Raw genomic sequence first — 26,426 nt, 5'->3', positions numbered from 1 at the left:
TAACGAGAACAATTACTTTTATAAAGTAATCTGTTTTTATTCTTAAAAAATTTTTGTAACAGTGTCAGTTATTTACACGCTTAAATTTTTAAAATTTAAAATCTGTGAGTGCATGATTTACAAAATATAAACTTTACTAAATCAAGATATGGTATTGCTTTTTAAAAAAAAATCTTATTTAGTATAAGTACTTTTAGTTGAAATTTCGAAGCAACCGTGGGTAGTTTTTATAATGCTGAGATTTTTTTTGTTATTCGTGAAACATTTCGTGAAGCGTTAGCTTTCTTAATAATTCCAGTCTTTGCAACTTTCATTAATTCAGAGTTCAACTTTGGCAAGAATTTTAAAGCTTCTTCTTTTTTCTTTTCTTCAAGAAGAAGGTTCATTTTTTTTATAGCATTCCTGTATTTACTCTTACGAGCCTTATTAACTAGTGTTTGAGTAGCAATTTTTCTAATTCTTTTAATTGCCGATTTTGTATTTGCCATAAGCGCAGTGGTATAGCTCGAGAATTTATACTGGTCAATAGAATAATTGCTTATTTTTGGCAGGTATTACAAAAAAAAGTGGATCTATTGGATATAAATATTTTCTTTATTTTTCCAGTACATTTATTTCTTACACAATTTAGATTTTCTCTTTGATAAACTTTAAATTCTTTTTGAAAATTACCGGTTTCCCCAGAGGTATTCTTAAAATCACGAATACTTGAGCCACCTTTTTTAATGGCTTTATTAAGCACATTTTTTGAAAAAATAATAATTTTTTTACACTCTTCTTTCGATAATTTCATTGCATAAGTTGTTGGATTAATTTTACTTAGAAATAAAATTTCACTTGCATAAATATTACCTATACCGGATACAAATTTTTGATCTATTAGAAAACTTTTTATGTTCTTTTTTTTATTAAAAAAATATTTTAGCAGATATTTTAAATTAAAATTTTTAAAAAATGGCTCTGGTCCTAAGTGACTAAATCTATTTATTAGCTCTTGCTTATTACCTATAAATTTAAAAAAACCAAACCTTCTAGGGTCATTGTAAATAACTTTTAAATCTTTGAATTGTATTTCAACATGATTATGTTTTTTTGGAAAGTTTGGAGAATTGTAAAAACTAGCATTGGTAAATTTATTCAAGTTATTTTTTTTAATTAAATGAATAGTTCCTGACATTCCTAAATGAATTAAACAAAATGAACTGTCAGAAAAATTTAAGATTAAATATTTAGAAAACCTAGTAACTTTCTTAACAATTTTGTTTTTTAATAATTCTTCAAATTTTTGGGGAATTTTAAACCTTAAATTTCTGTTTTTAATTATTACTTTCTTGATTTTTTTTTGTTCTATTTTTTTAGCTAGCGATTGTTTAACTATTTCTACTTCTGGTAATTCTGGCATTTGACGTTATATTATCAGTAAATAATAAATTTAACATGCAACAATATCTCCAAAATAAAAAAGGACTTGTTCAAGATGTCTTTGATAATGTTTATGATAAATATGATTTAATGAATGACTTCATGTCTCTTGGTGTTCATAGGATTTGGAAAAGAGATTTAATAAGTTGGATGAATCCCTCGAGAAATAAAATTTTAATTGATGTTGCCTGTGGCACTGGTGATCTAGGTAAACTTTTTTTAGATTTAACTAATAAAGATGGTAAAATTTTTTGTGTAGACCCTAATAAAGGAATGGTTAGTAAAGGTAAAACCAAGTTGGCTAATTATAAAAATATTAACTGGGTGATTGCTCCAGCTGAAAAGTTACCTATTATAGATAATTCTTGTGATTATTACACAATTAGCTTTGGCTTACGTAATACTAAGAATCTTAATAAAGCGCTATCAGAGGCTTATCGTGTTTTAAAACCAGGTGGTCGTTACTTATGTTTAGAATTTTCGAAAATTCAAAACTCAAATCTAGATTTTATTTATAAAAATTATTCAAAACTTATCCCTTTAATTGGAAAAGCAGTTGCAGGTAAAAAAGAACCCTATGAATATTTAGTCAAAAGTATTGAAGAATTTATTAATCAAGAAGAGTTAATTGATCTAATGAAAAAAAATAAATTTGAAAATTGCAGTTACAGAAACTTATCTGGTGGAATTGTAGCGATTCACTCTGGTTGGAAGATATAATGATTAAAAAACTATTAACATTATTTAAATTAGGAAGAAAGTTAGCTAAATCTGACATCTTAAACGTTGTTTCTAAATTTAAAAAACCTCCTCTAGCTATTAAAATTATATTTCAAATACTATCGTTTTCTCTTTCTAATTCCAAAAAAATTAACTTAGATACCACTGAGGGTGAAAGACTCTCTAAATCGTTACAGTCAATGGGAACAACATTTATTAAATTGGGACAATTTTTAGTTACGAGACCAGATATAATTGGTGACGAATTAGCTAAACAGTTAGAGGGCTTACAAGATAGGCTTCCTGCTTTTTCTCTATCTGAAGCAAAGGCAATCATTAAAAAAGATTTAGGAGAAGAAACTTTCAACACAATAATTGATTTAAGCGAGCCAGTAGCTGCGGCTTCAATAGCTCAAGTTCATAAAGCTAAAATAAATGACAATGGCACAATAAAAGATGTAGCTATTAAAATCTTAAGGCCTGATATTAAAAAAATATTTAATGAAGAAATAGATGCACTGATGCTTTTTGCTTTTTTTATTGAATCGTTTATTAAAAAAACCAAAAGATTAAAATTAATTGAAGTTGTTTTTTTACTTAAAGAGATAACCAATCTAGAAATGGACTTAAGGTTCGAAGCTGCTGCTGCAAACGAATATGCAGAAAATACAAAGAATGATGCAGGTTTTAGAGTCCCTGTTATCTATTGGAATTTTACAAGTGAAAATGTAATGACACTTGATTGGGTAGATGGCGTTTCTATTCGGGAAACTGAAAATTTACAAAAAAGAAATATTGATACTAAAAGAATTGCCTCTGATATTATTCAACATTTTCTAAGACACGCTGTTAGAGATGGGTTTTTTCATGCAGATATGCATCAAGGAAATATATTTATTGATAATAATGCACAAATCGTACCAATAGATTTTGGTATTATGGGCAGACTGGACAACCTCAGCAAAAGGTTTTTAGCAGAGATTTTATTTGGTTTTATTCAGAGAGATTATAAAAAAGTTGCCGAAGTACACTTGGTTGCTGGCCTTGTGCCTAAAGATGTGCCAGTTGATGATCTCGCTCAAGCATTACGCTCAATTGGTGAGCCAATTTTTGGTCAATCTGTTAAAGATATTTCCGGTGGAAAATTATTAAAACAACTCTTTGATGTTACTGAAAAATTTAATATGCAAACCCAGCCTCAATTATTAATGTTACAAAAAACCATGGTTGTTGTTGAGGGAGTTGCCAGAAAGCTTAATCCTAATACTAATATATGGGAAACATCAAAGCCAGTTTTAGAAAATTGGTTAAGAGAAACTAAAGACCCTATTAATACTTTAAATGAAGGCTTAAAAAGTACTACTGAAGTAATTAAGAGATTGCCTGATTTTCCAGAGATTATGGATAAAGCTAATCAAGCACTTACATTTTTAGCAAGTGGACAAATACCTCATAATTCAAACTCCTATACAGCTTTAAATGAAAAAAGATCTGAAATGATTACGTTTAGAAACCAGTCTATTGTTGGTTTATTATTGCTTGTAATCTTTGGCCTATTAGTATTTTAATTTGCCCGATGAATAATTTATCCCAGAAAAAAATACTTTTAATAATATGTGGAGGTATATCTGCATACAAGAGTTTAGAGCTAATTAGATTATTAAAAAAACAAGATGTAGAAGTTAAAACTATACTTACTAACAGCGCCAAGAAATTTGTAACACCCTTATCAGTGGCCTCACTTTCTCAAGGAAAAGTTTATGATGATTTATTCAATGCTGAAAATGAAGCTGAAATGGACCATATATCACTCTCTAGATGGGCAGATGTAATACTTGTTGTTCCTGCTACCGCAAATACTATTTCCAAATTAAGCACTGGATCTTCAGATGATTTAGCCTCAACAGTAATTCTTGCATCTGACAAGGATGTTTTTTTGACACCCGCTATGAATGTTAGGATGTGGGAGCATCCTTCAACTAAACAAAACCTCAATAAATTAAAATCTTATGGGTATAAAATAATTGGCCCTGAAATTGGAGGTATGGCTTGTGGAGAATTTGGTGAAGGAAAAATGACTGAAGCAAAAGATATTTTTAGAACAATTGAGACATACTTTGGTGAATTAGATAAAAATCAAAAATTAAAAGCTCTAGTAACTGCAGGACCAACTAATGAGTATATTGATCCTGTTAGATTTATAACAAATAAATCTTCTGGAAAGCAAGGATATGCTTTGGCGAAATCCCTGGCAAAAAGAGGATTTCAAACAACTCTAATTTCTGGACCTACGAACCTACAAATAGATAGTAATATAAATTTAATTAAAGTTGAAACAGCAGATGAAATGTTTAAAGCAACACAAGAAAATTTACCTGCCGATGTAGCAATTTTTTCTGCCGCCGTTGCTGACTTTAAAATAAAAGAGAGAAAAAATGAAAAGATGAAGAAACAAGAATATTTAAATTTAGAGCTTGAAAAAAATATTGATATTTTAAACTATGTATCAAAACATAACTCTCTTAGGCCAAAATTAGTTATTGGATTTGCAGCTGAGACAAATAACATTCAAGAGAATGCTCAAAAAAAACTAGTTGAAAAAAACTGTGATTGGATAATAGCAAATGATGTATCTAATAATTCTATTGGATTTGATTCTGATTTTAATGAAGTTTCAATTTTTTATAAAGACAAAGAAATAAAAAATGAAAAACTTGTTATGAAAAAAAAATCTGAGATCTCAGAAGAAATAACAGATAGAGTTATTAAACAGTTAAACTAAAATTTAATGGCAAGAGTATTGATCAAAAAATTAAACCCCGACGTAGAACTTCCAGTTTACAAAACAAGTGGTGCTTCTGGTATGGACTTAATGGCCTTTGTAGAAGAGCCAATTAAAATATCTCCCAATAGCTCATATTTAGTACCTACAGGGCTTTCTATGGCATTTTCAGAGGATTATGAGGTACAAATTCGTCCTCGTTCAGGTCTTGCTGCAAAAAAAGGTATAACTGTTTTAAATACTCCAGGAACTATTGACAGTGATTACAGGGGTGAGATTAAAATTATCCTCTTTAATCACGGAAAAGAAGATTTTATAATTAATAACAAGGATAGAGTGGCACAGATGATCTTAACACCGATTATTAAAATGGAATTAGAAGAAACAGATAATTTACTAGATACTTTAAGGGGTGAAGGTGGATTTGGTTCAACTGGTAAATGAAAAGCCAACTGAATAAAAAAATAATTGAGAGATTTTCAAGACAAATAGTGCTTAAAGATATTGGCATTTTAGGTCAAAAAAAAATTCTATATTCTAAAGTTTTAATTGTTGGAGCTGGTGGTCTTGGATCTCCAGTTGCAGAATTTCTTTCAAGGGCTGGAATTGGATCACTAGGAATTATTGATGATGATAAGGTAAGTCTTTCTAATTTACACAGACAAAGTCTTTATAGCACTTCTGATATTGGAAAATATAAAGTCAAAATAGCAAAAGATAAAATTAAAAAGATAAATCCCAATACAAAAGTCACAATTTATAAAATTAGATTAAGTAATAAAAACTTTAAGAAAATTATTAATAATTATGATTATATAGTTGATGGATCAGATAATTTTAAGACAAAATTTTTATTAAATGATTTTTGTTTAAAATTTAAAAAAACCCTTGTAACTGGAGCAATTAGCAAGTTTGATGGACATGTATTCACTTTTAGTTTTAAAAATAAAAAAGTTCCTTGTTTAAGGTGTTTTTTTCAAGAATCTAATATTTCAGATGATTTATTAAACTGTGAGTCTGAGGGTGTTATTGGAACTGTTGCGGGAATTGTGGGTACTATCCAGGCAAATGAAGTATTAAAAAAAATACTAAATATTGGAACAGGACTTGATGGATACATTTTTATTCTAGATTTACTTCATTTAAAATTTAGAAAAGTTAAATTAAAAAAAAGAAAAAATTGTTTTTGTAAATGACAAAAAAAGTAACTATTTGGTTTTTATGTCTATCAATTTTAGGAATGCAGTTATTAAATGCTGAAGAAAAATTTCTATCTTTAAAAAAAAATAAGACAAATGTTAGGTATGGGCCTGGTCTAGATTATCCAATTAAATATATTTATAGAAAAGTTAACTTGCCTGTAAAGCAAATAGATAAAAAAGAAAACTGGAGAAGAGTTATATTTTTAGATAACAATAGTGGCTGGATACACTGGAGTCAGCTAAAACCATCAAACTCTATCATCACCATAAAAGAAAAGATTTTATTTAAAAAACCTTCTAATTTTTCTGAACCTCTCGCAAAATTAGAAAAAGGAAGATTGCTAGTCATCATGAAATGTAAAGATGACTGGTGCAATATAATAACCAATGATTACAAAGGTTGGATTAAAAATAGAAATGTTTGGGGGTCTACTAAATAAAATCAGCTGATAATGATTTAACGTTATCTTCAGTTAATTTTGTAGTGTGTGCATATTCTTTATGATCTATTCCTAGTTCGATATTTATATTGCCTGATTTAATTTTACTAATCTGATCATCATTAAATTTAAAATGAATAAATTGTACCGAAGAAGCTTTTCCTTCTGCCGATGTTCTATCCACATCTGTTTCTGGTACTGCTTTTACCTCTTCATTGTCAATTTTCATAAATATTTTTTCTTCTATTCCACCAACTTTTCCTAAAAATGCACCTCTAGAAAGAGGATTGTCAATTTCAAACATTAACGTTGCAATAAGCTCTTTACCATTTGGAACTAGGGGGTTGTAAGCTATTAATTCATCTTTTAATTGTTCGTCACCACCTTTTTCAATATGTAGCATTTCTTGAACTTGTGCCAGCATAGTTTCAAAACTTTCAAAATAAAAAGTTGCATAAGGCCCAAGTGCTATTCTTCTATTTTTTTTAAATTCAATAAGATCTTTTCTAATTTGTTTCCTGTTTTTTGTATAAATATCCGCAGGAATTAAATCTTTTTTTTCAATCTGTCTTTCTTCTTTGCTCATAATTACAACCTATAACTTTTTGCCATTAATTCGATGGGGTGTAGTGCCTCATCGTTGGCTATGTTTGTATCTGTTTCCAATTGTTTTAAATGTTTACCTGCTAAAGGACAATCAGAAGCCATATATTTATTATTTTTATTTTTAATCTGTCTCGCTGTTGGTGTTCCAACTTTTACAGCTAGATTATGAGTTTCTTTCATAACTCCAAAAGTTCCACCGTGACCAGCACATCTTTCAACAACATCCATTTTAATATTGGGAATAAATCTCAACATATCTCTAGATTTAATACCCATGTTCTGAGCTCTAGCATGACAAGCATTGTGAACTGTCACCCCACCATCAATTTCTTGCAAACCTTCTGCCAAGCCTTCATTTTGTGCTATATCAACGATATATTCGTCTATATCGCTAGTATTTTTTGAAAGTCTTTTAATATTTTCATCATTTGGCAATAATAATGGCCATTCAAATTTTAACATCAGACCACAGCTCGCCGTTAGTGTAATAACTTCATAACCTTTATCTACCCATTCCAATAAATCTTTGGATACTTTCTTGGCTTGTTCAACAACTTTTGGAAGATCTGCTTGTTCAAGGTAAGGCATTCCGCAACATCCTGGGTAAGCTTCTTGAACTTCAACTCCATTTTTCTTTAAAACTTTTAAAGCTGCAACACCTGTATCTTTTTTATTAAAATTAACAAAGCATGTTGAATAAATTACAACCTTTCTATCTTTAGATGGGGCTTCACTATTTGTTAGAATATTATTTTTTTTAAAATAATTTGTAAATGTTTCTGAATTATAAGTTGGAAGCTTTACTCTCATATCAATTCCAGCAACTAATTCTAATATTTTTCTAAAGAATGTATTTTTAATGTTTGATGCCCAGTTTATTAGTGATGATAAAGCAACACCAATTTTTGCATTCCTATCAATTTGAGCTAATAGTGCTGGTACGATAGGTAATTTGTTTAATTTTTTTTGAGCTGTTCTATATCTCAACATTAAATGAGGAAAATCTAAATCAAAATCATGTGGTGGGACATACGGACACTTAGTCATAAAACACATGTCGCATAATGTGCAGGCATCTACCACAGGTTCAAATTGTTCACTTTTTAAACTTTCTACATCCTCATTTTCTGACTCATCTATCATGTCAAATAATTTTGGGAATGAGTCGCATAAATTAAAACATCTTCTACATCCATGACAGATATCAAAAGCTCTTCTCATTTCGTCATCTAATTTTTTTGGATCTAGAAAATCAGGATGTTCAAAATTTATCGGATGTCTTATAGGTGCTTCTGTACCGCCTTCTTTACTCATATTTAATATTTTGGGATTTAATGGTGGGGAAGAGCCCCACCATAAATTAAGTCTTATTTACGCAATAGATTCTAATGTTTTTTGGAATTTACCTGCATGTGATTTTTCAGCCTTTGCTAAAGTTTCAAACCAATCAGCAATTTCTGAAAAGCCTTCTTCTCTAGCTGTTTTTGCCATACCCGGGTACATGTCTGTATATTCATGTGTTTCACCTTGCACCGCTGAAGCTAAATTATCTTTAGTTTCTCCAATCGGTAGTCCTGTAGCTGGATCACCAACTTCTTCAAGATACTCAAGGTGTCCGTGTGCATGACCTGTTTCTCCTTCTGCTGTAGATCTAAATACAGATGCTACATCGTTATAACCTTCGATATCTGCTTTCTGAGCGAAATATAAATAACGTCTATTTGCTTGGCTTTCACCTGCAAATGCATCTTTTAAGTTTTCTTCTGTTTTACTTCCTTTTAATGACATATTTTTCTCCTTAATTATTATAGTTTACATATAATCATTCTAAACTGTAAGTCAACAGTTTAGAATTATTTTAATGTAAATATTAAACTATTGAAATTATTGAATTATTTTTGATTTTGATTATCAGTTGCAACTTTAACTAATACTTCCACTGATTTTATTTTTTTTCCAGTAATATTTTGTTTAATATTTACCGAATCAATATCATCACTGCTACAATCAATTAATTCATTGGTATCTTCATCAAAAAAATGGTGATGCTCTGTAATATTTGTATCAAAATAACTTTTATCACTATTGATTGAAATTTCTTTTAAATAGCCTTTTTTCTTAAAAGCGTGAATTGTGTTATAAACTGTGGCTAAAGAAATTTTTTCACTTAATTTTTCTTCTATAATTTTAGTTAAATCATTTATTGTAAAATGGAAGGTTTTTTCAGGTAAAAAAAGCACTTCACAGATTTTTAATCTCTGTCTAGTTGGTCTTAAACCAGATTGTCTTAGTTTTTCTGTATATATGTTTAAATTAGTCATTATTGTTTATAATAGTTCTAAACTATTTCTATATTATAATCCGAATAAATCAAGTATTAAAGGTGCTTAAATTTATGAAAAAAAACTCATTCACATACGATGAGCTAATAAGTTGCGGAAATGGCGATCTTTTTGGCCCGGGTAATGCAAAATTACCCCTTCCACCAATGCTGATGTTTGATAGAATAACAGAAATCAGTGATGCTGGTGGGGCTTTTAATAAAGGTATTATAAAGGCTGAGCTAGATATCAAAGATGACCTTTGGTTCTTTGATTGTCATTTTAAGGGAGATCCAGTTATGCCTGGATGTCTTGGTTTGGATGCAATGTGGCAACTAGTTGGGTTTTATCTAGGTTGGCTTGGTAATCCTGGAAAGGGAAGAGCTTTAGGAGTGAGTACAGTTAAGTTTACAGGCGAGATTTTAAAAAGTGTTAAAAAAGCAACCTATGTAATTGATATGAAAAAAATTATGTCACCTGGTGGAACTTCCGTTGGCCTTGCAAATGGCTTATTGTTTGCAGATGATAAAAAAATATATTCAGCAGAAAATTTAAAAGTGGGTTTATTTAAATAATGAGAAGAGTAGTAGTTACAGGTTTGGGTGTTGTTTCTTGTTTAGGAAATAATCAAGAAGAAGTTTATCAGTCTCTTTTAAATTCAAAATCAGGAATATCTTTTTGTGAAGAATACAAAGAGCATAATTTAAGAAGCCATATTCATGGTAAACCAAATATTAAACTTGAAGACCACATCGATCGAAAAATAATTAGATTTATGGGTTCAGGTTCTGCTTACAATTATATTGCCATGAAAGAAGCTATTAAGGATTCGGGATTAGAGGATAAAGATATAAGTAATTTTAAAACTGGAATCGTTATGGGTTCTGGAGGTCCTTCAATAGAGAATGTTGTTTTATCGGTTGATAAGACTAGAGCTAAGACACCAAAATTAATGGGGCCATTTATTGTTCCAAGAACTATGGCTAGTACATCTTCAGCAACTCTTGCTGTACCTTTTAAAATCAAAGGAGTTAATTATACGATGAGTTCCGCATGTGCAACTAGCGGACACTGCATCGGTCATGCAAGTGAATTAATTCAAATGGGTAAACAAGATGTTGTATTTGCAGGCGGCAGTGAAGAATTACACTGGGCTATGACTGCAATGTTTGATGCGATGACTGCTTTGTCTTCTAAATACAATGATGCACCTGAAACCGCTTCTAGAGCTTATGATAAAACTAGAGATGGCTTTGTAATAGCAGGTGGTGGTGGAGTTTTAGTGCTTGAGGAGTACGAACATGCAAAAGCTAGAGGAGCAAACATATATGCTGAATTAACAGGCTATGGCGCGACTTCTGACGGGTACGATATGGTAGCCCCATCAGGTGAAGGCGCTGTTAGATGTATGAAGATGGCTTTAGCGACAGCTAAAAATAAAATGGACTACTTAAACACTCATGGAACATCAACTCCAGTTGGAGATATAACAGAGCTTAGAGGTGTTGGAGAAGCATTTGGTGCTGAGGTACCAAAAATTAGTTCTACTAAATCTCTTTCTGGTCACCCACTAGGTGCTGCTTCGGTTCATGAAGCAATTTATAGTTTAATCATGATGAAAAATAGTTTCATTACTGCATCAGCTAACATTAATGACATGGATGATGAAGCTAAAAAATTTCCAATCGTAACTAAGACTGAAACAGGTGTTAAATTAAACTCTGTAATGTCTAACAGCTTTGGTTTTGGTGGAACAAATGCAACTTTAATTTTTGAAAAGGTTTAAATGAGTTTAATGAAAGGTAAAAGAGGATTGATCATGGGAGTTGCCAATGAAAGATCTATCGCTTGGGGCATTTCACAAAAATTAGCAGAAGCTGGAGCAGAACTTGCATTCACTTATCTTGGTGATGCACTAAAGAAAAGAGTTATTCCTTTAGCTGAAAAATTAAATTCAAAAGCTACTTTTAGTTGTGATGTTGAAAACAAAGAAGAAGTTATAAAACTTTTTGATGATATTAAATCACAATGGGGGCAAATAGATTTTGTTGTTCATGCAGTTGCATTTTCAGATAAATCAGAATTATCAGGTGAATATTTAAACACAACTAGAGAAAATTTTTTAAGAAGCATGTTAATCTCATGTTTTTCATTTACCGAAGTTGCAAAAGAAGCATCTAAAATAATGAAAGAGGGTGGAAGTTTATTAACTTTAACTTATGAATCTACTAAGGCTATTCCAAATTATAATGTGATGGGTGTTTGTAAATCAGCTTTAGAAGCAAGTGTTAAATATCTTGCAAGAGATTTAGGAGCTAAAAGTATGAGAGTGAATGCAATAAGTGCTGGACCTATTAAAACTTTAGCAGCTTCTGCTATTGGTGATGCAAAATTCCTATACAAATGGAATGCAGATCATTCTTTCTTAAAGAGGAACGTAGATATTCATGATGTTGGAAACTCAGCTTTATATCTACTAAGCGACCTTGCAGCTGGTGTTACTGGTGAAATTCACTACGTGGATGCTGGATATAACAAGGTTGGGATGCCCGATCCTAAGAATATTACCTAAAAACCAACAAAATCAGCATTTTTTAGTAAAGTGACACTATTAGAGATAATAAACCTGCACTATTATTATAAGAACTTGGACTAAAGTTACACTATTAGATTAGATTAACAAAAACCTGAATTTAAGCTAAATTTAGTTAAAAAAAACCTTCAAAATATAGAAATCACACAAAGGATCTCATTTAGGTTGCCCTCTTGGAGGAAAAGCTAATTAGGTACCACTATTAGAGATAATAAACTTGCACTATTAGATATAAAGGACACTATATGAATAAATAAGCCTTTAGGTACACATATAGAATTAAATTTGCACTAATTTGCATTTAATTTTCAAAATAGCACAAAATATTAACAAAAAAAACTTATTATTTGCATAGATTTGCATTACATTTGCAGTGCATTTACATATTAAAATGATAAAAAGCTTATATGGACAAAATCAAAGGAAATATAGCAGCTATTAAAGATATTAGAGGCGCTCTAGGTATTAAGAAATCTAAGATAGAAGGACACTTCATTAAACATGGGCTATTTGAATGGAAAAAAAAAAAGATAAAAAATCTAATAAAATTACTAAAGAGAAAGCTAGCTTGGTAAGTAATAGAACTTATGCATCAATTGAAAGCGGTGAAGAGGTAAGCACATATTTTTTTAAACATTTGGCAGAGCTATTTACTAAAATTTATAAAAATAGTGAAGGAATTGCAAAACAAGTACAATTAAAAGATATCACCGAAGATCTTAAAACTAATAATCCAAATGAACTTAATACTTACTTATACAAAATTAACTCTTTGTCAGAATTATCAGATATTATTCAGAGCTCTCTCAAGCATGTAGATGAAGGTCAAAAAATTTTTGGTGATATTACAAATTACAGAAAAACTTTTCTTAATTGTAACGTTAATTTTAGTGTCAAAGATAGTATAGAAGAATTATTTAAAATTATTGAAAAATTACATCTGAAGTCTTTGGGTGACGTTTCAGATATCAGTGAAAAAGAAACAAATGAAATTAGTTTTTCAGATGACTTAGAATTTTTGAGTACAGCTGCAGCAGGTAATACAGCTCTTGATAGCTTAAAAAATACAGGAGGTATATGTTTATATGTTGGGCTTTTAAAGGATGCTCCTGTGGTAGATATTGATATAGAGTATGGAGATGACCAAATAGGTGATCATAGTCCTTATTCAGAATTCCCAGATGGCTATGGAAATTATACTGTAAAACCAATAGTTATAAGAAGAAATTATTTAATATACAATTTTACATCATGTTCAAATGGTGATGGTTTAGAATTAAGTTTTAAACCTAGGTCAAGTTATGATGAAATGAAAAATAAATTAAATAAAAAAAATATTTTTGTTCAGAGAGCTGGCTCTTTTAATAATGTTGATCTTGGGGAATTATTTGATTTAATCAAAGATCAAATTACTGCTGCTAATATTGCAGTTCCTTATTCAATTAATAAAAAAGATTTTATGTTTACTTCAAAATATGATGAGCCAGATTATAAATTTGAAAATTATGAAGAGTTTAAACAAGCTGCAGAGGAAGATATGAGAAATGAAGAAGAGAGTAGATATGCAGATAATATGGTGGATATGATTAAAGAAGATGGGATAGAATAATTTAAAGAATTCGGGGTGCTTAACAACGCAGCACTCAGAATGATTGTGTATCAAGGGTTTTTATACCTTTCAATCAGCAAATAATAAAGCGTTTAATTAAAAGGAGACAAATATGTCTTTTGACCTAAAGAAAGGTGTGCCTATCGAAGAGGTAGGTGCACAAACAATAACCAATGAGGATGGAAGTATTCTTGTTGTTAAACATGCAGTAGCAAACCAACGTAAGGTGGAGCAAGACCATCACTGGAGAGCTATACAACTACAGAAATTTTATGATGAAGTTCATGAAATTGCTGATCAATATGGAGATGTTTGTTCAAGAATGATCCGTGTTGATACTCCTGAAGTTATGCTTACAGGAAACTTTGTAGACTATGTAACTGACGTAGTTGAACTGGAACCACAAGTTCTAGTTAATTTTAAAGCAACCATAATAAAAAGAAAGGAGATGAACTAATGTCTAACAATGTAAATCTAATGAATAAAAGTGAAGAATTACAATTCATTGATATTGAAAAACAATCTGGTTTTATAAGTAAAGATCCATGTGTTACCATAAGACGTGATGTGATGTATCTAACAGCTAGTACAGTAGACAAGTTAGATCTTGTTAACCATTCACATTGCTATCTTTCGTTAATAGATGATGCTGAAGAAGCTGAGAGACTTTATATAAGACCAAATAATGACCAAGAGTCATCTAGATCAAACTTTTTAATTTTAAAAGGTAAAGATAATGGACGAGCTGGTGCAACAATTTCTGGGACACGCTCTGTACTAAGGGCTATTCCTAGACTACAAGCTATTCTACAGCTTGATAGAATTGGTAGAAAAGTTATTTTACAAAAATGTGAAAAAACTGGCTACTATTTTATTCCGTTATCTCCAGAGTTTGAGCATTCTATTGAAGATCTAGGAAATGTTCCTGAACATAAAGCAATCTATAAAATCTGCTATAATGGTCATGTACAAAATATTGGTGAAACCAATAATTTAGCCAGAAGACTCAAAGAGAAAAAGACAGAAGGTGTTCCAATTCATACTGTTTATTATTCTATAATGAATGAACAAAGTGATGATAGGCGTAAATATTGGGAAACTTATCACCTTGAGAAATACAAGAAGGCTCATGGTGCTTACCCACCTTATAACCATCAAGGTGGTAAAAGATCTGAAAACTAAGATGCCTTATTTAGAGGGGTCAAAAACCCCTCTAATAAATAATTATAAGTCGGTTTAAATATGAAAAATTACATAGTAAGCTTTGGTTGTTAATATGATTTTTGAACATAATTTAGTTGAATATATTGATTTTAAATATCGTAAAGCTACATTTTTTGATGAAAGTTCATCCGACTCTATTGAAGGTAAGGCTTTAGTTTTTGATGAAAAAAAAGAAGAGCATTTTTCTGTTGGACAAGTTAGTGGTTATTTTTTTGATATCAATGACTCAAAGAATACATTGCATGATATTCTAGATAGCATTAGTGCTGATACAAATAGTATTAGTCCATACTTTGACCATAGGTACAACAAGGTCATTCCTAAAATTCGAAAATTATTTGATTATAATGAAGAAGATATAATGGCTATGAGTAATAATTTCATTTACCTCCATATGCTTGAAGTGGATAAAGAGTATAGAGGGAAAGGTATCGGTAAATTATTAATCTCAGCATTTTTAAATGACTGTAGAAGAAATGCATGTTTTGCTTTTTTGAATGCTATTCCACTTCAATTTAATTCTGGATTTGACCTGCAAAAAAATAAAATAACTAAAAAAGAATTTAAAGATAGAAATAAAAAAGAGTCAGAACAACAATTAATTAAATTCTATACTGATTGTGGTTTTAAATTAATTAATAAAAAGAAAACTGATATGGTTGCAGACATTTCTGGATTATATTTTGAATAAAAAAAACCCCCAGAACTCTCATTCCAGGGGTTTGAAATTTTAATTTAAAGTATTATTCAGCAGCTTGTTTCATAGAAAGTTTAACTTTACCTCTATCGAAACCAATCACTTTAACTTTTACTTCATCGCCTTCTTTTACAACATCAGTAACTTTTTCTACTCTTTTAGCAGCAAGTTCTGAAATGTGAACAAGACCATCTTGTTTACCTAAAAAGTTAACAAATGCACCAAACTCCATAATTTTCATTACTTTACCTGTGTAGATTTTATTCATCTCAGCTTTTGCTGTGATGTCTTTAATCATTTGCATAGCAATGTTTCTAGATTCTTCGTCTGGAGCAGCAACAGTTACTACACCTTCATCATTCACATCGAGTTTAGCACCTGATTTTTCAACAATCTCTCTAATTGTTGCTCCACCTTTTCCAATCACAGCTGCGATATCTTTTTTATCAACAGTAATTTGTTCCATTTTTGGAGTGTGTTCACCAACATCAGCTCTTGATTCACTTAAAACTTTATTCATTTCACCTAAGATATGAACTCTTCCTTCTTTAGCTTGTTTTAAAGCCTGCTCCATAATTTCAAATGTGATACCTGTAATTTTGATATCCATTTGAAGTGAAGTAATTCCATCTTTAGTTCCAGCAACTTTAAAGTCCATGTCTCCCAGATGATCTTCATCACCTAAAATATCTGACAAGACACTAAAATCATCACCTTCTTTAATTAATCCCATTGCAATACCTGCAACTGGTTCTTTAATCGGAACACCAGCATCCATTAGTGAAAGAGACGCACCACAAACACTCGCCATTGAAGAAGAGCCATTAGATTCTGTAATATCTGACACTACTCTGAAAGTGTAAGGGAACTCTTCTTTTGGAGGTAATGAAGAATTAATTGCTCTCCATGCTAATTTTCCATGGCCAACTTCACGTCTTCCGGTTCCAATTCTTCCAGTTTCACCAACTGAGAAAGGAGGGAAGTTGTAATGAAGCATAAATCTTTCTCTATGCTGACCATCTAAACTTTCCAATCTTTGTTCGTCATCAGATGTACCTAAAGTAGTAGTAACAATCGCTTGTGTTTCACCTCTAGTAAATAGAGCTGATCCATGAGTTCTTGGTAAAACACCAACTTCACACTCAATAGCTCTTACATCAGCTAAACCTCTACCATCAATTCTTTTTTTGTTTTTAAGAATGTCAGTTCTTACAATAGATTTTTCAAGATTTTTTAATTCATCATTAACATCAAAATCAGAGTAGTTTTCATTTTCTGCAAAAAGCTTTTTAGCCTTATCAGAAATTTCTGAAATTTGATTTGATCTATCTTGTTTGTCTATTGTTGCAAAAGCTTTTGTTAAATCTGCAGTAAACTCTTCTCCTAGTTTTTTCTTAACTTCAGACAAGTCTTTCTTTTGAACAGTCCACTCTGGTTTTCTACATTCTTTTGCAAGCTCCTCAATCATTTTGATTACTGGAACAAAACCTTCGTGACCAAACTTAACTGCATCTAACATTACTTCTTCTGTTAAACCTTTAGTCTCAGACTCAACCATTAGCACAGCATCTTTAGTACCTGCCACAACCAAATCTAAAGTAGAGTTTTCTAGCTCTGCTTTTGATGGGTTTAAAATATATTTACCATCAACTAAACCAACTCTTGAAGCACCAACAGGGCCCTTAAACGGCATTCCTGAAATAGCTAGTGCTGCTGAAGAAGCTGTAATTGCTAAAATATCTGGTTGATTGTCTTTGTCATATGAAATTACCGTTGGTAACAACTGAACTTCATTTTTAAATTCACTTGGAAACAATGGTCTGATTGGTCTATCAATTAATCTTGAGATCAATTGTTCGCTTTCAGTTGGTCTTGCTTCTCTTTTAAAATATCCACCAGGAATTTTACCACCTGCATAATATTTTTCTTGGTAATTTACAGATAGCGGAAAATAATCCATATCCGGATTTACTTTTTTTGCTCCTACTACTGTTGCTAAAATAACTGTTTCACCACATGAAGCAATGATTGCTCCATCTGCCTGTCTTGCTACTTTACCTGTTTCTAAACTTATTTTCTTACCTGCTACTTCAATTTCCTTCTTATATACTTTGAACATCTAATTTCCGTTTCCTTCTATCTATTTTCTTAAATTTAATTGTGTTAATACATTTTTGTAAGAATCGAATTTATTTTTCTTTAAATATTCTAACAATTTTTTTCTTCTATTTACTGCTCTTAACAATCCAACAGATGAGTGTTTATCTTTTTTGAATTGCTTAATATGCGCTGAAAGAGTTTCAATTTTTCCTGTTAATAATGCAATTTGTACTTCTGAAGAACCAGTGTCCTTCTCATGCATTTTTAATTCTTCTGCTTTATTCGTCATACTATTTACTTTCCTATTTGTTTGTTTGTTTTATTAAGTTTTCTATTTTTTCTGCGTATTCAAAAGAGTCATCTTTAGCAAAAAGTATCTTTGGTATGTATTTCATAAATACTTTTTTAGATAAAACTTTTCTAATTAAAAAAGAGTACTCTCTTAATTTTTTAATAACTTTTTCTGTATCTTTTCCTCCTAGAGGTAATACATACGCTTTTGCAATTTTAAGGTCTTGACTCATTTTTACTTCTGTAACTGTAACTGTGTTAGTTTCTAAATTCGGCACTTTAGCTTCATTTCTAGCAAAAATCATACCTAAAGATTGCTTAATCATCTCTCCAACACGTAATTGTCTTTGTGATACGGGTTTTCCTGTTTTATCAACCATTATACTGTTCTCTCAGTGGAAGTCGTACTATAAACCTCTATTGTATCGTTTTTTTGAAAATCAACAAAGTCTTTAAGTGTTATTCCACATTCTTGACCATTACTAACCTGTTTAGCCTGATCTTTTTCTCTGAAAATTGTACTAATCTTACCAGTATAGATGATTGCTCCATCTCTAATTAACCTGGCATTCGCACCGCTAACTATTTCTCCTTCAGTTACTTTAGAGCCCGCAACTTTTCCTGTTCCTGAAACTTTGAATATTTCTAGAATTTGAGCTGTGCCATTAATTGTTTCTTGAATATCTGGAGCTAGAAGTCCCGACATTCTCAATTTAATATAATCCAAAACTTCATAAATAATATTATAAGAAGAAATTTTAATTTTTTCCTTTTCTGCTAATTTTTTTGCTTCTTTGCTTGGTTTAACGTTAAATGCAATTAGAGTAGCATTAGATGCTTTTGCTAAAGTTACATCAGTTTCTGTTACCATTCCAATATCTGATAATATAATTTTAGTTTTAACTTCATCATGTGTAATTTGATTAATTGCACTTTTAATTGCTTCAGCCGATCCATGCACATCTGATTTTACAATAATATTCAATTCTGAAGCAGATTTATCTGCAAAAGCAGAATCTTGAGTTGCGAATGTTAAGGGGCTTCCTCCTGTTTTAGTTTCATCTGCTCTATTTTCACTTAATGTCTTGGCTTCTTTTTCAGAATCTAACACAATAAAATCATCTCCAGATTTAGCTGCTCCATTAATTCCTAAAATCTCAACAGGTGTTGATGGGGGTGCTTCATTAATGTTTTTTCCTTTATCATTAATTAAGGCTCTTACTTTTCCCCATTTTAATCCACTAACAAAAAAATCACTTTTTTTAATTGTTCCTGAGGTCACCACAACAGTTGCTACAGCTCCTCTACCTACATCAATTTTTGATTCTAAAACAATTCCTGTTGCTTTAGATTCATAATCAGTTTTAAGATCTAAAATTTCAGCTTGTAATACAACTGCCTCTACCAATTTATCTAAATTTTTTTTTGTTTTCGCAGAAATTTCAACCATCAAAGTATCTCCTGATAAATCTTCTGCAATAAGTTCATATTCTAAAAGCTGATTTTTAATTTTTTGTGGATCTGCCTCTGGTAAATCACACTTATTTATTGCAACAACTATTGGAACATTTGCAGCTTTTGCGTGTTTTATAGATTCAATTGTTTGAGGCTTTACACCATCATCTGCTGCAACAACTAATACCACAACGTCTGTTAGTTTTGATCCTCGGGCTCTCATTTCTGTGAAGGCTGCGTGACCTGGTGTGTCTATAAAAGTTATTTTATTTGATTCATGTTCTATTTGATAAGCTCCAATATGTTGAGTTATTCCACCAAATTCTCCAAGCACCACATTTGCGCTTCTTAAAACATCTAGCACTGAAGTTTTGCCATGATCGACATGACCCATTACAGTTACTATTGGGGGTCTATTTTTTAAATTTTCAGATCTAGATTCTTTAATTTTTTGAATAATTTCTTCAGCTTTTGTTTCTCTTATAGGGTTGTGACCAAATTCTTTTACTAAATACTCCGCAGTATCTGCTGCTAGTGTTTGGTTGATAGTAACCGTTACTCCCATTCCAAATAAATGTTTTATAACATTGTTAGATTGTTCGGCCATTCTATTAGATAGCTCTCTAACAGTAATTGCCTCAGGAATATTTACGTCTCTTTTTATTGGTTTTAAGCTTTCTTGAATCTCTTCTTTAGTAAGTTCTCTATTCTCTTTTAATTTTGCTCTTTTAAGTGAAGCCATACTTCTTGATCTTGCTTCAATCTCATCGCTTAAGGCTCTTGAAACAGTCAGTTTTAATTCTCTTTTTTTTGTATCAGGCTTTCCTTTATCTCCTGCATCACCTTTTAACCTTCTAGTTGCTCTTTGTTCCGCTAATTTACGTTTTTCATAGTCGTTCGTAATTGGTGAAGATGGTTTAGGTGCTGAAGTAGTTCTTGGGGTAAAACTTCCCTCAGGACTTACTGCTGGTTTTGATCTTACACTAGTGGGTCTGCCAAAGTTACCTCTCGGTGCAAACTTGCTTGGTTTTTTTTCAATTACAACTGAGTTTTTACTTTGTGTCTTTGCTAACTCTATATTTTCTATTGATTTCTTGGCTATGCCAGAAAGTGTTAATTTTGTTTTTTTGTTGTCCATATTTCATTACTCAATCTTTATAAATTATACTTCTTGCAGACATAATTAACTCATCTGCTTCAGTTTTTGATAAAGCAAAATCTTCAAGATAACCTTGAATTTTAATTCTTTCACCTTTAACAATATCGTAACCACCCGTTAATTCGTCAGATGCAAGATCTGCAAAATCTTCTAATTTTAAAATTTTTTGTTCTCCAAGAGTAACTAACATGCCTGGTGTTAAGCCTTTATGATTTATAAGGTCATCTTGCAGTCCCAAATCTTTAATTCTTTTTGTAATATCTTCCTGATCTTTTAAGTAAAAATCTTTTGCTCTCTCTATCAACGCTTTAGCAGTATCTTCTTCTATACCTTCAATTTTCATTAAATTTTCCGGTGTACTATCTTTAATGTCCGAAATTGAAGAAAAACCTTCCGCAACAAGCAATTGCCCTAAGGTTTCATCTAATTCTAAATTTTTAACAAAATTTTCAGTTTTTTCTTTAAACTCTAACTGTCTTCTTTCAGAATCCTCTGCATCAGTCATTATGTTAATTTCATAATTTAATAACTTTGTGGCCAATCTAACATTTTGACCCCTACGACCAATCGCTTTACTTAAATTTTCTTCAGTTAAAATTACGTCTAATTTTTTTGCAACACTATCAACATTTACTCTTTGAACTTCTGCTGGTGATAATGCATTTGAAACTACTATTGCTGGATCTTCAGACCAATTAACAATATCAATTTTTTCTCCTTGCAGTTCGTTAACTACTGCTTGAACTCTTGATCCTCTCATACCAACACAAGCTCCTACTGGATCTAATGAGGTATCAACTGCTTTAACACAGATTTTTGCTCTACTTCCTGGGTCTCTTGCTGATGATTTAATTTCAATTAAACCATCATAAATTTCTGGAACTTCTTGAACAAATAATTTTTCCATAAATTTTGGATGAGCTCTTGATAAAAATATTTGTTGCCCCCTAGGTTCTCTCTTTACATCGTAACAATAAGCTTTAATTCTATCACCAGCTTTAATATTTTCTCTAGGGATCATTTCATTTTTTTGAATAATTGCTTCGGCTCTTCCTAAATCGACTATTACATTTCCAAATTCTAAACGCTTAACAATACCGCTTAGAATTGAATCTTTTTTATCTATAAAATCATTATATTGTCTTTCACGTTCTGCCTCTCTTACATTAAAACTAATAACTTGTTTGGCAGTTTGTGCTGCTATTCGACCAAAATCGAAAGAAGGTAATGGTTGTAAAATTTCATCACCAACTTTTTTATCTTTGTTTTCTTCATTTAAGATTACTGCATCTTGAAGGTTAATTTCTGTATTTATATTTTCTGGTTTTTCTACAACTATTAATTTTCTAAAAATTCCAATTTCGCCATTTTCTCTATTTATTAAAACTTTAATTTCATTATCCTGTCCAAATTTAGATTTAGCAGCTTTTGCAATTCCTGTTTCCATGGAATCAATAATTAATTCTTTATCTATAGATTTTTCTAAAGCTACTGCCTCAGCTATTCTTAGTAATTCGAGTTTATCAGACCTTCTATTTAACATATTTTTTATTAGCTCCAAAAAAAATGGGCTGAAGCCCATTCTGCAATTTCAATAATGTAAGGGCAATATATAAAGAAAAAATTTTAATTCAATAAGAACTATTTAGAAAAAACACCCTTTTTATCAGTCTTTTCCCAAGAAAATGACCCATCTTCCTCAGGCATTCTCCCAAAGTGTCCATAAGCTGCTGTTTTTTCATAAATTGGTTTATTTAGTCCTAACATTTCTCTTATCCCTCTTGGGCTTAAATCAAAATTTTTTGAAATTTTATCAGAAACAAATTTATTTTTTTCCAAGTCATTATCAAATAAATCTACATAAATTGATAAAGGTTTAGAGACTCCAATTGCATAAGCTAATTGAATTAAGCATTTTTCAGAAATATTAGAGGCTACAATATTTTTTGCAATATATCTTGCTGCATAAGCCGCTGATCTATCTACCTTAGTTGGATCCTTGCCAGAAAAAGCTCCACCACCATGAGGCGCTGCTCCACCATAAGTATCAACAATAATTTTTCTACCTGTTAAACCACAGTCACCATCTGGCCCACCTATCACAAAGTTTCCAGTTGGATTTACATAAAATTCTTTTTCATCAAAATCCTTTAAAAATTTTTCTGGAATTGATTTTAACATATATGGTGTTAATAATTCTCTTACTTTTGCTTGATTTATATCTGCTGAGTGTTGAGAAGATATAACAACTGATTTAACTTTGGATGGTTTTCCATCAATATATTCAAAAGTAACTTGGCTTTTTGAATCTGGTTCTATATTTTTTAATATTCCAGACTTTCTATCTTCTGCCATAAGTCTTAAAATTTTATGCGAATAATGAATAGGCGCCGGCATTAAATCCTCTGTTTCGTTACATGCATACCCAAACATTATTCCTTGATCTCCAGCTCCTTCATCTTTTTTGCCCAAAGAGTCTACACCCATAGCTATATCTACGGATTGTGAATGAAGATGACTTTCTATCTTTGTCGCTTCTCTCCATGTAAAACCTTCTTGATCATAACCAATATCTTTGATGCAATCTCTAACTTTTTGAATAAGATCTTCTTCTTTGATCTCTGGACCTCTTACTTCTCCAGCAAGAACAACCTTGTTTGTTGTGGTTAATGTTTCACATGCAACTCTAGAAAAAGGATCTCTAGCAAGATAGCTATCTACTACCATATCTGAAATTCTATCTGATACTTTGTCGGGATGTCCCTCTGAAACTGACTCACTAGTGAATAAAAAATTTTTTAAATTACTCATGCTTAAGCTTATTAAATGAAAAAATTAAAAAAATATATATTAAAATTAATAACAAAAATATTTTATTTCCATACTGCATAAAAAGTGTAGATTTAACTTGTTTACTCTCCGATAATTCCACATATCCTCTTAATCCAAATTCTACTTCTTGTTCTACAATTCCTATGGGATTAATAATGGCAGAAATCCCATTATTTGCAGACCTAATTATATATTTACCACTTTCGATAGATCTAAATATATTGTGTGAAAAGTGCTGTTTAGGGCCTATAGAATTTCCAAACCAACCATCTTCTGAAATATTAATTATATAATCAAAATTATTATCTTCAGATAATTTACCTGAATAAATTATTTCGTAACAAATTAAAGGAAGTAAATTTAAATCAATTTTACTATTTTTTATATTAAGTGGAATCCTAGTTTCTCCACTAGAGAAGGATTGATAATTATTTGTTACTGTTTTAAAACCTATTAAGTTAAGAATATTCTCAAAGGGGGTAAACTCTCCAAATGGTACCAATTTAACTTTATTATAATTTATGATGAGATCTAGTTTATTATTGAATATAGCCATTGAGTTAAAAAATAAATTTTTATCATTTTTTTTCTCGATACTATTTAGGCCCATAATAATTAAATCGTCCTCTCCAAAACTACTTAAGAATAATTTTTTATAAACACTCATGTCTCTTAAGTAGCTGTCAGGAATGATTCCTTCTGGCCATAAATAAATTGTAGCTCCTATTTTTGTTGGGGCACTTAGTTCTATAAGTTCATTAATTATTTTTAACTCATCTTGCTTTGAATAAAATCTATCTAGACTAATGTTTGGTGATATTGCTTTAATTTTGTAAGAGTTTTTTACACTCTCTAAAGAATTAAAATTATTACTTTTTATGTTGCCAAATATTAAAAAACCAGCAGATATAAAAATAAAGAAAAAACAAACCACAATTTCATTTCTAGATTTTTTTAAGAAAAATAAGGCAGGGGCAGTAAATAAAGAAATGCAAATTAAATTAAAGGAGTAAGTTCCAATAATAGAAAGAATTTGAATAAAATAAGTGCTGTTTGAGAAACTAAATGAGATTAAATTCCAAGGAAAGCCTGTGAGTATAGAGCCTCTAATAAATTCAATTGTACCAAATAAAATTGAAAAAATAAAAAAAGAACTAACCACATTTTTTGAATAAAGGACTGCAAACAAGTATGTCACTAAACCATAAAATATAGCCAAAAAGGCTGGTAATAAAATTATAGCAACTGGGATAAAAAACTTAAAACTCTGATCAAAGGTTAATGAAATGGCTATCCAATATAGATTGGATACAAAATACCCAAATCCAAAACACCACCCATATTGAAAAAAAGATTTATTATTAGATATTCTTTTTTTTTTATTAAAAATAATAATAAAGAATAAAGAAAAAGTGATAAAATTAATTATAAAATAATTGTATGGTGGTAAGCTATAAGAGGTTATTGCTCCTAATAATATGATGTAAAATAAATTTATTACTTTTTTTTTAAGCAAGTTTGACAATCTTTATTTCTATAGTGTTATAAATTTTTTCTTCTTCAATTAACATTTTTTTAAAATCTTTTAATTTAATATGGTCATAACCTAATAAATGTAGAAAACCGTGAATAAAAATCTTGGTTACTTTTCTCCTAAACTCTAGGGTACTTAAGGTTTTTGGTTTATTGATAAACTCGTAACTAACAACAATGTCTCCAATATAGGGTGATTTTTTTATATTAAGTTTTTTTTCAGAAGGAAAAGATAAAACATCTGTTGATTTATTTTTATTTCTAAATTTTTTATTCAATCTTTTAATATTTTTATTGTTTGAGAGTAAAATTGTTAAGCTTACTTTTTTTTTAATAAACCTGTATTTTTTGGGAAAAATTTTCACCAAAGAATTAAAAAAAATATCAGGTTTTTTAATTCTTTTACTCCAAAGACTACTCTCAGAAACCACATCAATGCTAATCATTTTCTTGATCTGAATAAGCTTTTACAATCTTTGAGACTAGTGGATGTCTAACTACATCGGAATGATCAAAATCTACTACTGAAATTTCATTTAGGTGACCTAGTAACTTTTTAGACCTATTTAATCCAGACATGTTCTTGTGAGGTAAGTCAATTTGAGATGGATCCCCATTTATAACAATTTTAGAATTTTCCCCAATACGTGTTAAGAACATTTTAATCTGCGTATCCGTTGCATTTTGTGCCTCATCTAAAATCGCAAAAGAGTTTTTTAAAGTCCTACCCCTCATAAATGCCAAAGGTGCTATTTCAATATCACCAATTTCAATCATCCTTTGAATTTTTTCAAAGTCAAAAAGATCATAAAGGGAATCATATAATGGTCTTAAATAAGGGTCTACTTTTTCTTTCATATCCCCTGGTAAAAAACCTAATCTTTCACCCGCTTCTACTGCCGGCCTTGATAAGATGATTCTTTCTATCTTCTTATCAAGTAGCAAAGTTAGGCCAACCGCAACTGCTAAAAATGTTTTACCCGTTCCCGCAGGACCAGTCGATATAACAATATCACTTTGTCTTAAAGCTCGGACATAATCTTTTTGTTTTTCTGATCTTGGAATAACTGATTTTTTAGGAGTTTTAATTATATCTGAAACATTTTTATTTTTTATTTTTTCTTCGATCATAAACTTGTCTATTGAAGAGATTATATCTTTTTTTTCTATACTACCATTATTTATAAACTGGTTGGCTAAAAATTGAATAGCATTTTTTGTGATTTCATTTTGTTCTGGTGTTGATTTTATCAAAATTGAATTACCTCTCGAATATAGATTTGTATTAGTAATTTTTTCTAGTTCTTTTAGATTTTCATTAAATTCTCCAACCACACCCATTAACAAATCATTGTCTTGGAATATAACACTCAAAGAATTATTGTCAGAATAGACAAATTTTAAAGTAGAATTAATTTTTTTTGAAGCTGTGTTGTTCAA

The 26,426-nt window shown here is 30.5% G+C and carries 29 protein-coding genes; 14 read left to right on the top strand and 15 right to left on the bottom strand.

The window, feature by feature from the left end; all coding sequences use genetic code 11:
- Nucleotides 1-227: 227 nt before the first annotated feature.
- Entirely contained in the window at nucleotides 228-488 is a 261-nt protein-coding gene (rpsT, locus tag ABXT58_RS07580) for a 30S ribosomal protein S20 (protein WP_415304043.1), read from the bottom strand.
- A 50-nt stretch (nucleotides 489-538) separates the two neighbouring features.
- On the bottom strand, nucleotides 539-1,402 hold the full coding sequence (mutM, locus tag ABXT58_RS07575) for a bifunctional DNA-formamidopyrimidine glycosylase/DNA-(apurinic or apyrimidinic site) lyase (protein WP_415304042.1): 864 nt from the start codon (nucleotides 1,400-1,402) through the stop codon (nucleotides 539-541).
- A 35-nt stretch (nucleotides 1,403-1,437) separates the two neighbouring features.
- Here mutM and ubiE point away from each other — a divergent pair, with 35 nt between their 5' ends.
- From ubiE to ABXT58_RS07545, 6 genes are read left to right on the top strand one after another with little or no spacing between them, the layout of a single operon-like run.
- Nucleotides 1,438-2,142, top strand: coding sequence for a bifunctional demethylmenaquinone methyltransferase/2-methoxy-6-polyprenyl-1,4-benzoquinol methylase UbiE (gene ubiE / locus ABXT58_RS07570; protein WP_415304041.1), 705 nt, complete (start codon nucleotides 1,438-1,440; stop codon nucleotides 2,140-2,142).
- Nucleotides 2,142-3,710 (top strand): 2-polyprenylphenol 6-hydroxylase, encoded by a 1,569-nt coding sequence (ubiB, locus tag ABXT58_RS07565; RefSeq protein WP_415304040.1) that lies wholly within the window; start codon nucleotides 2,142-2,144, stop codon nucleotides 3,708-3,710. The genes ubiE and ubiB overlap by 1 nt, the downstream gene beginning before the upstream one ends.
- Before the next feature lie 8 nt (nucleotides 3,711-3,718).
- On the top strand, nucleotides 3,719-4,924 hold the full coding sequence (gene coaBC, locus ABXT58_RS07560; RefSeq protein WP_415304039.1) for a bifunctional phosphopantothenoylcysteine decarboxylase/phosphopantothenate--cysteine ligase CoaBC: 1,206 nt from the start codon (nucleotides 3,719-3,721) through the stop codon (nucleotides 4,922-4,924).
- Between the two features lie 6 nt (nucleotides 4,925-4,930).
- On the top strand, nucleotides 4,931-5,368 hold the full coding sequence (dut, locus tag ABXT58_RS07555; protein WP_415304038.1) for a dUTP diphosphatase: 438 nt from the start codon (nucleotides 4,931-4,933) through the stop codon (nucleotides 5,366-5,368).
- Nucleotides 5,365-6,120: a HesA/MoeB/ThiF family protein gene (locus ABXT58_RS07550; protein ID WP_415304037.1), complete on the top strand. Its 756-nt coding sequence runs from the start codon at nucleotides 5,365-5,367 to the stop codon at nucleotides 6,118-6,120. Before dut ends, ABXT58_RS07550 begins: the two co-directional genes overlap by 4 nt.
- Nucleotides 6,117-6,566, top strand: a complete 450-nt coding sequence (locus ABXT58_RS07545; protein WP_415304036.1) for an SH3 domain-containing protein — start codon at nucleotides 6,117-6,119, stop codon at nucleotides 6,564-6,566. Before ABXT58_RS07550 ends, ABXT58_RS07545 begins: the two co-directional genes overlap by 4 nt.
- Here ABXT58_RS07545 and ABXT58_RS07540 read toward each other — a convergent pair.
- The 4 genes from ABXT58_RS07540 to ABXT58_RS07525 all read right to left on the bottom strand — a co-directional run bounded on the left by ABXT58_RS07540 (nucleotide 6,559) and on the right by ABXT58_RS07525 (nucleotide 9,493).
- Nucleotides 6,559-7,152 carry a DUF3501 family protein gene (locus ABXT58_RS07540; protein ID WP_415304035.1) on the bottom strand — a complete coding sequence of 198 codons (594 nt, stop codon included), beginning with the start codon at nucleotides 7,150-7,152 and terminating at the stop codon, nucleotides 6,559-6,561. The genes ABXT58_RS07545 and ABXT58_RS07540 overlap by 8 nt on opposite strands.
- A 2-nt stretch (nucleotides 7,153-7,154) precedes the next feature.
- Nucleotides 7,155-8,486, bottom strand: coding sequence for a (Fe-S)-binding protein (locus ABXT58_RS07535; protein ID WP_415304034.1), 1,332 nt, complete (start codon nucleotides 8,484-8,486; stop codon nucleotides 7,155-7,157).
- A 57-nt stretch (nucleotides 8,487-8,543) separates the two neighbouring features.
- Nucleotides 8,544-8,960: a rubrerythrin family protein gene (locus tag ABXT58_RS07530; protein ID WP_415304033.1), complete on the bottom strand. Its 417-nt coding sequence runs from the start codon at nucleotides 8,958-8,960 to the stop codon at nucleotides 8,544-8,546.
- Nucleotides 8,961-9,064: 104 nt separating this feature from the next.
- Nucleotides 9,065-9,493, bottom strand: coding sequence for a Fur family transcriptional regulator (locus tag ABXT58_RS07525; RefSeq protein WP_415304032.1), 429 nt, complete (start codon nucleotides 9,491-9,493; stop codon nucleotides 9,065-9,067).
- Nucleotides 9,494-9,567: 74 nt separating this feature from the next.
- On the opposite strand from ABXT58_RS07525, the gene fabA reads away from it, so the two are divergent.
- The 8 genes from fabA to ABXT58_RS07485 all read left to right on the top strand — a co-directional run bounded on the left by fabA (nucleotide 9,568) and on the right by ABXT58_RS07485 (nucleotide 15,610).
- Nucleotides 9,568-10,068 carry a bifunctional 3-hydroxydecanoyl-ACP dehydratase/trans-2-decenoyl-ACP isomerase gene (gene fabA / locus ABXT58_RS07520; RefSeq protein WP_415304031.1) on the top strand — a complete coding sequence of 167 codons (501 nt, stop codon included), beginning with the start codon at nucleotides 9,568-9,570 and terminating at the stop codon, nucleotides 10,066-10,068.
- Nucleotides 10,068-11,279 carry a beta-ketoacyl-ACP synthase I gene (gene fabB / locus ABXT58_RS07515; protein WP_415304030.1) on the top strand — a complete coding sequence of 404 codons (1,212 nt, stop codon included), beginning with the start codon at nucleotides 10,068-10,070 and terminating at the stop codon, nucleotides 11,277-11,279. Before fabA ends, fabB begins: the two co-directional genes overlap by 1 nt.
- Complete coding sequence (locus tag ABXT58_RS07510) at nucleotides 11,280-12,065, top strand: enoyl-ACP reductase (protein ID WP_415304029.1); 786 nt, start codon at nucleotides 11,280-11,282, stop codon at nucleotides 12,063-12,065.
- A gap of 428 nt (nucleotides 12,066-12,493) precedes the next feature.
- Entirely contained in the window at nucleotides 12,494-12,661 is a 168-nt protein-coding gene (locus tag ABXT58_RS07505) for a hypothetical protein (protein ID WP_415304028.1), read from the top strand.
- Nucleotides 12,601-13,695: a hypothetical protein gene (locus ABXT58_RS07500; RefSeq protein ID WP_415304027.1), complete on the top strand. Its 1,095-nt coding sequence runs from the start codon at nucleotides 12,601-12,603 to the stop codon at nucleotides 13,693-13,695. Before ABXT58_RS07505 ends, ABXT58_RS07500 begins: the two co-directional genes overlap by 61 nt.
- Nucleotides 13,696-13,807: 112 nt before the next feature.
- Nucleotides 13,808-14,152 (top strand): hypothetical protein, encoded by a 345-nt coding sequence (locus ABXT58_RS07495; protein ID WP_415290607.1) that lies wholly within the window; start codon nucleotides 13,808-13,810, stop codon nucleotides 14,150-14,152.
- Complete coding sequence (locus ABXT58_RS07490; RefSeq protein ID WP_415290606.1) at nucleotides 14,152-14,877, top strand: hypothetical protein; 726 nt, start codon at nucleotides 14,152-14,154, stop codon at nucleotides 14,875-14,877. Before ABXT58_RS07495 ends, ABXT58_RS07490 begins: the two co-directional genes overlap by 1 nt.
- Nucleotides 14,878-14,971: 94 nt before the next feature.
- Nucleotides 14,972-15,610: a GNAT family N-acetyltransferase gene (locus tag ABXT58_RS07485; protein WP_415304026.1), complete on the top strand. Its 639-nt coding sequence runs from the start codon at nucleotides 14,972-14,974 to the stop codon at nucleotides 15,608-15,610.
- A 52-nt stretch (nucleotides 15,611-15,662) separates the two neighbouring features.
- On the opposite strand, the gene pnp is transcribed toward ABXT58_RS07485, so the two are convergent.
- From pnp to ABXT58_RS07440, 9 genes are all read right to left on the bottom strand, one after another.
- Nucleotides 15,663-17,735 carry a polyribonucleotide nucleotidyltransferase gene (pnp, locus tag ABXT58_RS07480; protein WP_415304025.1) on the bottom strand — a complete coding sequence of 691 codons (2,073 nt, stop codon included), beginning with the start codon at nucleotides 17,733-17,735 and terminating at the stop codon, nucleotides 15,663-15,665.
- 21 nt (nucleotides 17,736-17,756) lie between these two features.
- Nucleotides 17,757-18,005, bottom strand: a complete 249-nt coding sequence (rpsO, locus tag ABXT58_RS07475; protein WP_415278299.1) for a 30S ribosomal protein S15 — start codon at nucleotides 18,003-18,005, stop codon at nucleotides 17,757-17,759.
- A gap of 13 nt (nucleotides 18,006-18,018) precedes the next feature.
- Complete coding sequence (gene rbfA / locus ABXT58_RS07470; RefSeq protein ID WP_415304024.1) at nucleotides 18,019-18,387, bottom strand: 30S ribosome-binding factor RbfA; 369 nt, start codon at nucleotides 18,385-18,387, stop codon at nucleotides 18,019-18,021.
- Nucleotides 18,387-20,600, bottom strand: a complete 2,214-nt coding sequence (infB, locus tag ABXT58_RS07465; RefSeq protein WP_415304023.1) for a translation initiation factor IF-2 — start codon at nucleotides 20,598-20,600, stop codon at nucleotides 18,387-18,389. Before infB ends, rbfA begins: the two co-directional genes overlap by 1 nt.
- 10 nt (nucleotides 20,601-20,610) lie before the next feature.
- Nucleotides 20,611-22,164 carry a transcription termination factor NusA gene (gene nusA / locus ABXT58_RS07460; RefSeq protein WP_415304022.1) on the bottom strand — a complete coding sequence of 518 codons (1,554 nt, stop codon included), beginning with the start codon at nucleotides 22,162-22,164 and terminating at the stop codon, nucleotides 20,611-20,613.
- Nucleotides 22,165-22,262: 98 nt separating this feature from the next.
- Nucleotides 22,263-23,432, bottom strand: coding sequence for a methionine adenosyltransferase (gene metK, locus ABXT58_RS07455; protein WP_415304021.1), 1,170 nt, complete (start codon nucleotides 23,430-23,432; stop codon nucleotides 22,263-22,265).
- Complete coding sequence (gene lnt / locus ABXT58_RS07450; protein ID WP_415304020.1) at nucleotides 23,425-24,978, bottom strand: apolipoprotein N-acyltransferase; 1,554 nt, start codon at nucleotides 24,976-24,978, stop codon at nucleotides 23,425-23,427. Before lnt ends, metK begins: the two co-directional genes overlap by 8 nt.
- The gene (gene ybeY, locus ABXT58_RS07445) at nucleotides 24,962-25,432 is read right to left on the bottom strand and encodes an rRNA maturation RNase YbeY (protein ID WP_415304019.1); all 471 of its coding nucleotides are present in this window, start codon (nucleotides 25,430-25,432) and stop codon (nucleotides 24,962-24,964) included. Before ybeY ends, lnt begins: the two co-directional genes overlap by 17 nt.
- Entirely contained in the window at nucleotides 25,425-26,426 is a 1,002-nt protein-coding gene (locus ABXT58_RS07440; RefSeq protein ID WP_415304018.1) for a PhoH family protein, read from the bottom strand. Before ABXT58_RS07440 ends, ybeY begins: the two co-directional genes overlap by 8 nt.

The sequence above is a fragment of the Candidatus Pelagibacter sp. Uisw_090 genome (assembly GCF_047717845.1).
Lineage (GTDB): Bacteria > Pseudomonadota > Alphaproteobacteria > Pelagibacterales > Pelagibacteraceae > Pelagibacter.
Note: the sequence above shows the minus strand (reverse complement) of the source record. Positions and strands in the feature narration are given on the sequence as shown.

Coding starts and splice junctions, on each gene's coding strand:
- nusA (WP_415304022.1), bottom strand. CDS start 22,164: ATGTTAAATAGAAGGTCTGATAAACTCGAATTACTAAGAATAGCTGAG.
- ABXT58_RS07540 (WP_415304035.1), bottom strand. CDS start 7,152: ATGAGCAAAGAAGAAAGACAGATTGAAAAAAAAGATTTAATTCCTGCG.
- ABXT58_RS07530 (WP_415304033.1), bottom strand. CDS start 8,960: ATGTCATTAAAAGGAAGTAAAACAGAAGAAAACTTAAAAGATGCATTT.
- ABXT58_RS07545 (WP_415304036.1), top strand. CDS start 6,117: ATGACAAAAAAAGTAACTATTTGGTTTTTATGTCTATCAATTTTAGGA.
- pnp (WP_415304025.1), bottom strand. CDS start 17,735: ATGTTCAAAGTATATAAGAAGGAAATTGAAGTAGCAGGTAAGAAAATA.
- rpsT (WP_415304043.1), bottom strand. CDS start 488: ATGGCAAATACAAAATCGGCAATTAAAAGAATTAGAAAAATTGCTACT.
- rbfA (WP_415304024.1), bottom strand. CDS start 18,387: ATGGTTGATAAAACAGGAAAACCCGTATCACAAAGACAATTACGTGTT.
- dut (WP_415304038.1), top strand. CDS start 4,931: ATGGCAAGAGTATTGATCAAAAAATTAAACCCCGACGTAGAACTTCCA.
- ABXT58_RS07510 (WP_415304029.1), top strand. CDS start 11,280: ATGAGTTTAATGAAAGGTAAAAGAGGATTGATCATGGGAGTTGCCAAT.
- ybeY (WP_415304019.1), bottom strand. CDS start 25,432: ATGATTAGCATTGATGTGGTTTCTGAGAGTAGTCTTTGGAGTAAAAGA.
- ABXT58_RS07550 (WP_415304037.1), top strand. CDS start 5,365: ATGAAAAGCCAACTGAATAAAAAAATAATTGAGAGATTTTCAAGACAA.
- ABXT58_RS07500 (WP_415304027.1), top strand. CDS start 12,601: ATGGAAAAAAAAAAAGATAAAAAATCTAATAAAATTACTAAAGAGAAA.
- ABXT58_RS07505 (WP_415304028.1), top strand. CDS start 12,494: ATGGACAAAATCAAAGGAAATATAGCAGCTATTAAAGATATTAGAGGC.
- fabA (WP_415304031.1), top strand. CDS start 9,568: ATGAAAAAAAACTCATTCACATACGATGAGCTAATAAGTTGCGGAAAT.
- ABXT58_RS07485 (WP_415304026.1), top strand. CDS start 14,972: ATGATTTTTGAACATAATTTAGTTGAATATATTGATTTTAAATATCGT.
- ubiE (WP_415304041.1), top strand. CDS start 1,438: ATGCAACAATATCTCCAAAATAAAAAAGGACTTGTTCAAGATGTCTTT.
- mutM (WP_415304042.1), bottom strand. CDS start 1,402: ATGCCAGAATTACCAGAAGTAGAAATAGTTAAACAATCGCTAGCTAAA.
- rpsO (WP_415278299.1), bottom strand. CDS start 18,005: ATGACGAATAAAGCAGAAGAATTAAAAATGCATGAGAAGGACACTGGT.
- ABXT58_RS07490 (WP_415290606.1), top strand. CDS start 14,152: ATGTCTAACAATGTAAATCTAATGAATAAAAGTGAAGAATTACAATTC.
- fabB (WP_415304030.1), top strand. CDS start 10,068: ATGAGAAGAGTAGTAGTTACAGGTTTGGGTGTTGTTTCTTGTTTAGGA.
- metK (WP_415304021.1), bottom strand. CDS start 23,432: ATGAGTAATTTAAAAAATTTTTTATTCACTAGTGAGTCAGTTTCAGAG.
- ABXT58_RS07535 (WP_415304034.1), bottom strand. CDS start 8,486: ATGAGTAAAGAAGGCGGTACAGAAGCACCTATAAGACATCCGATAAAT.
- infB (WP_415304023.1), bottom strand. CDS start 20,600: ATGGACAACAAAAAAACAAAATTAACACTTTCTGGCATAGCCAAGAAA.
- ABXT58_RS07495 (WP_415290607.1), top strand. CDS start 13,808: ATGTCTTTTGACCTAAAGAAAGGTGTGCCTATCGAAGAGGTAGGTGCA.
- ABXT58_RS07525 (WP_415304032.1), bottom strand. CDS start 9,493: ATGACTAATTTAAACATATATACAGAAAAACTAAGACAATCTGGTTTA.
- ubiB (WP_415304040.1), top strand. CDS start 2,142: ATGATTAAAAAACTATTAACATTATTTAAATTAGGAAGAAAGTTAGCT.
- coaBC (WP_415304039.1), top strand. CDS start 3,719: ATGAATAATTTATCCCAGAAAAAAATACTTTTAATAATATGTGGAGGT.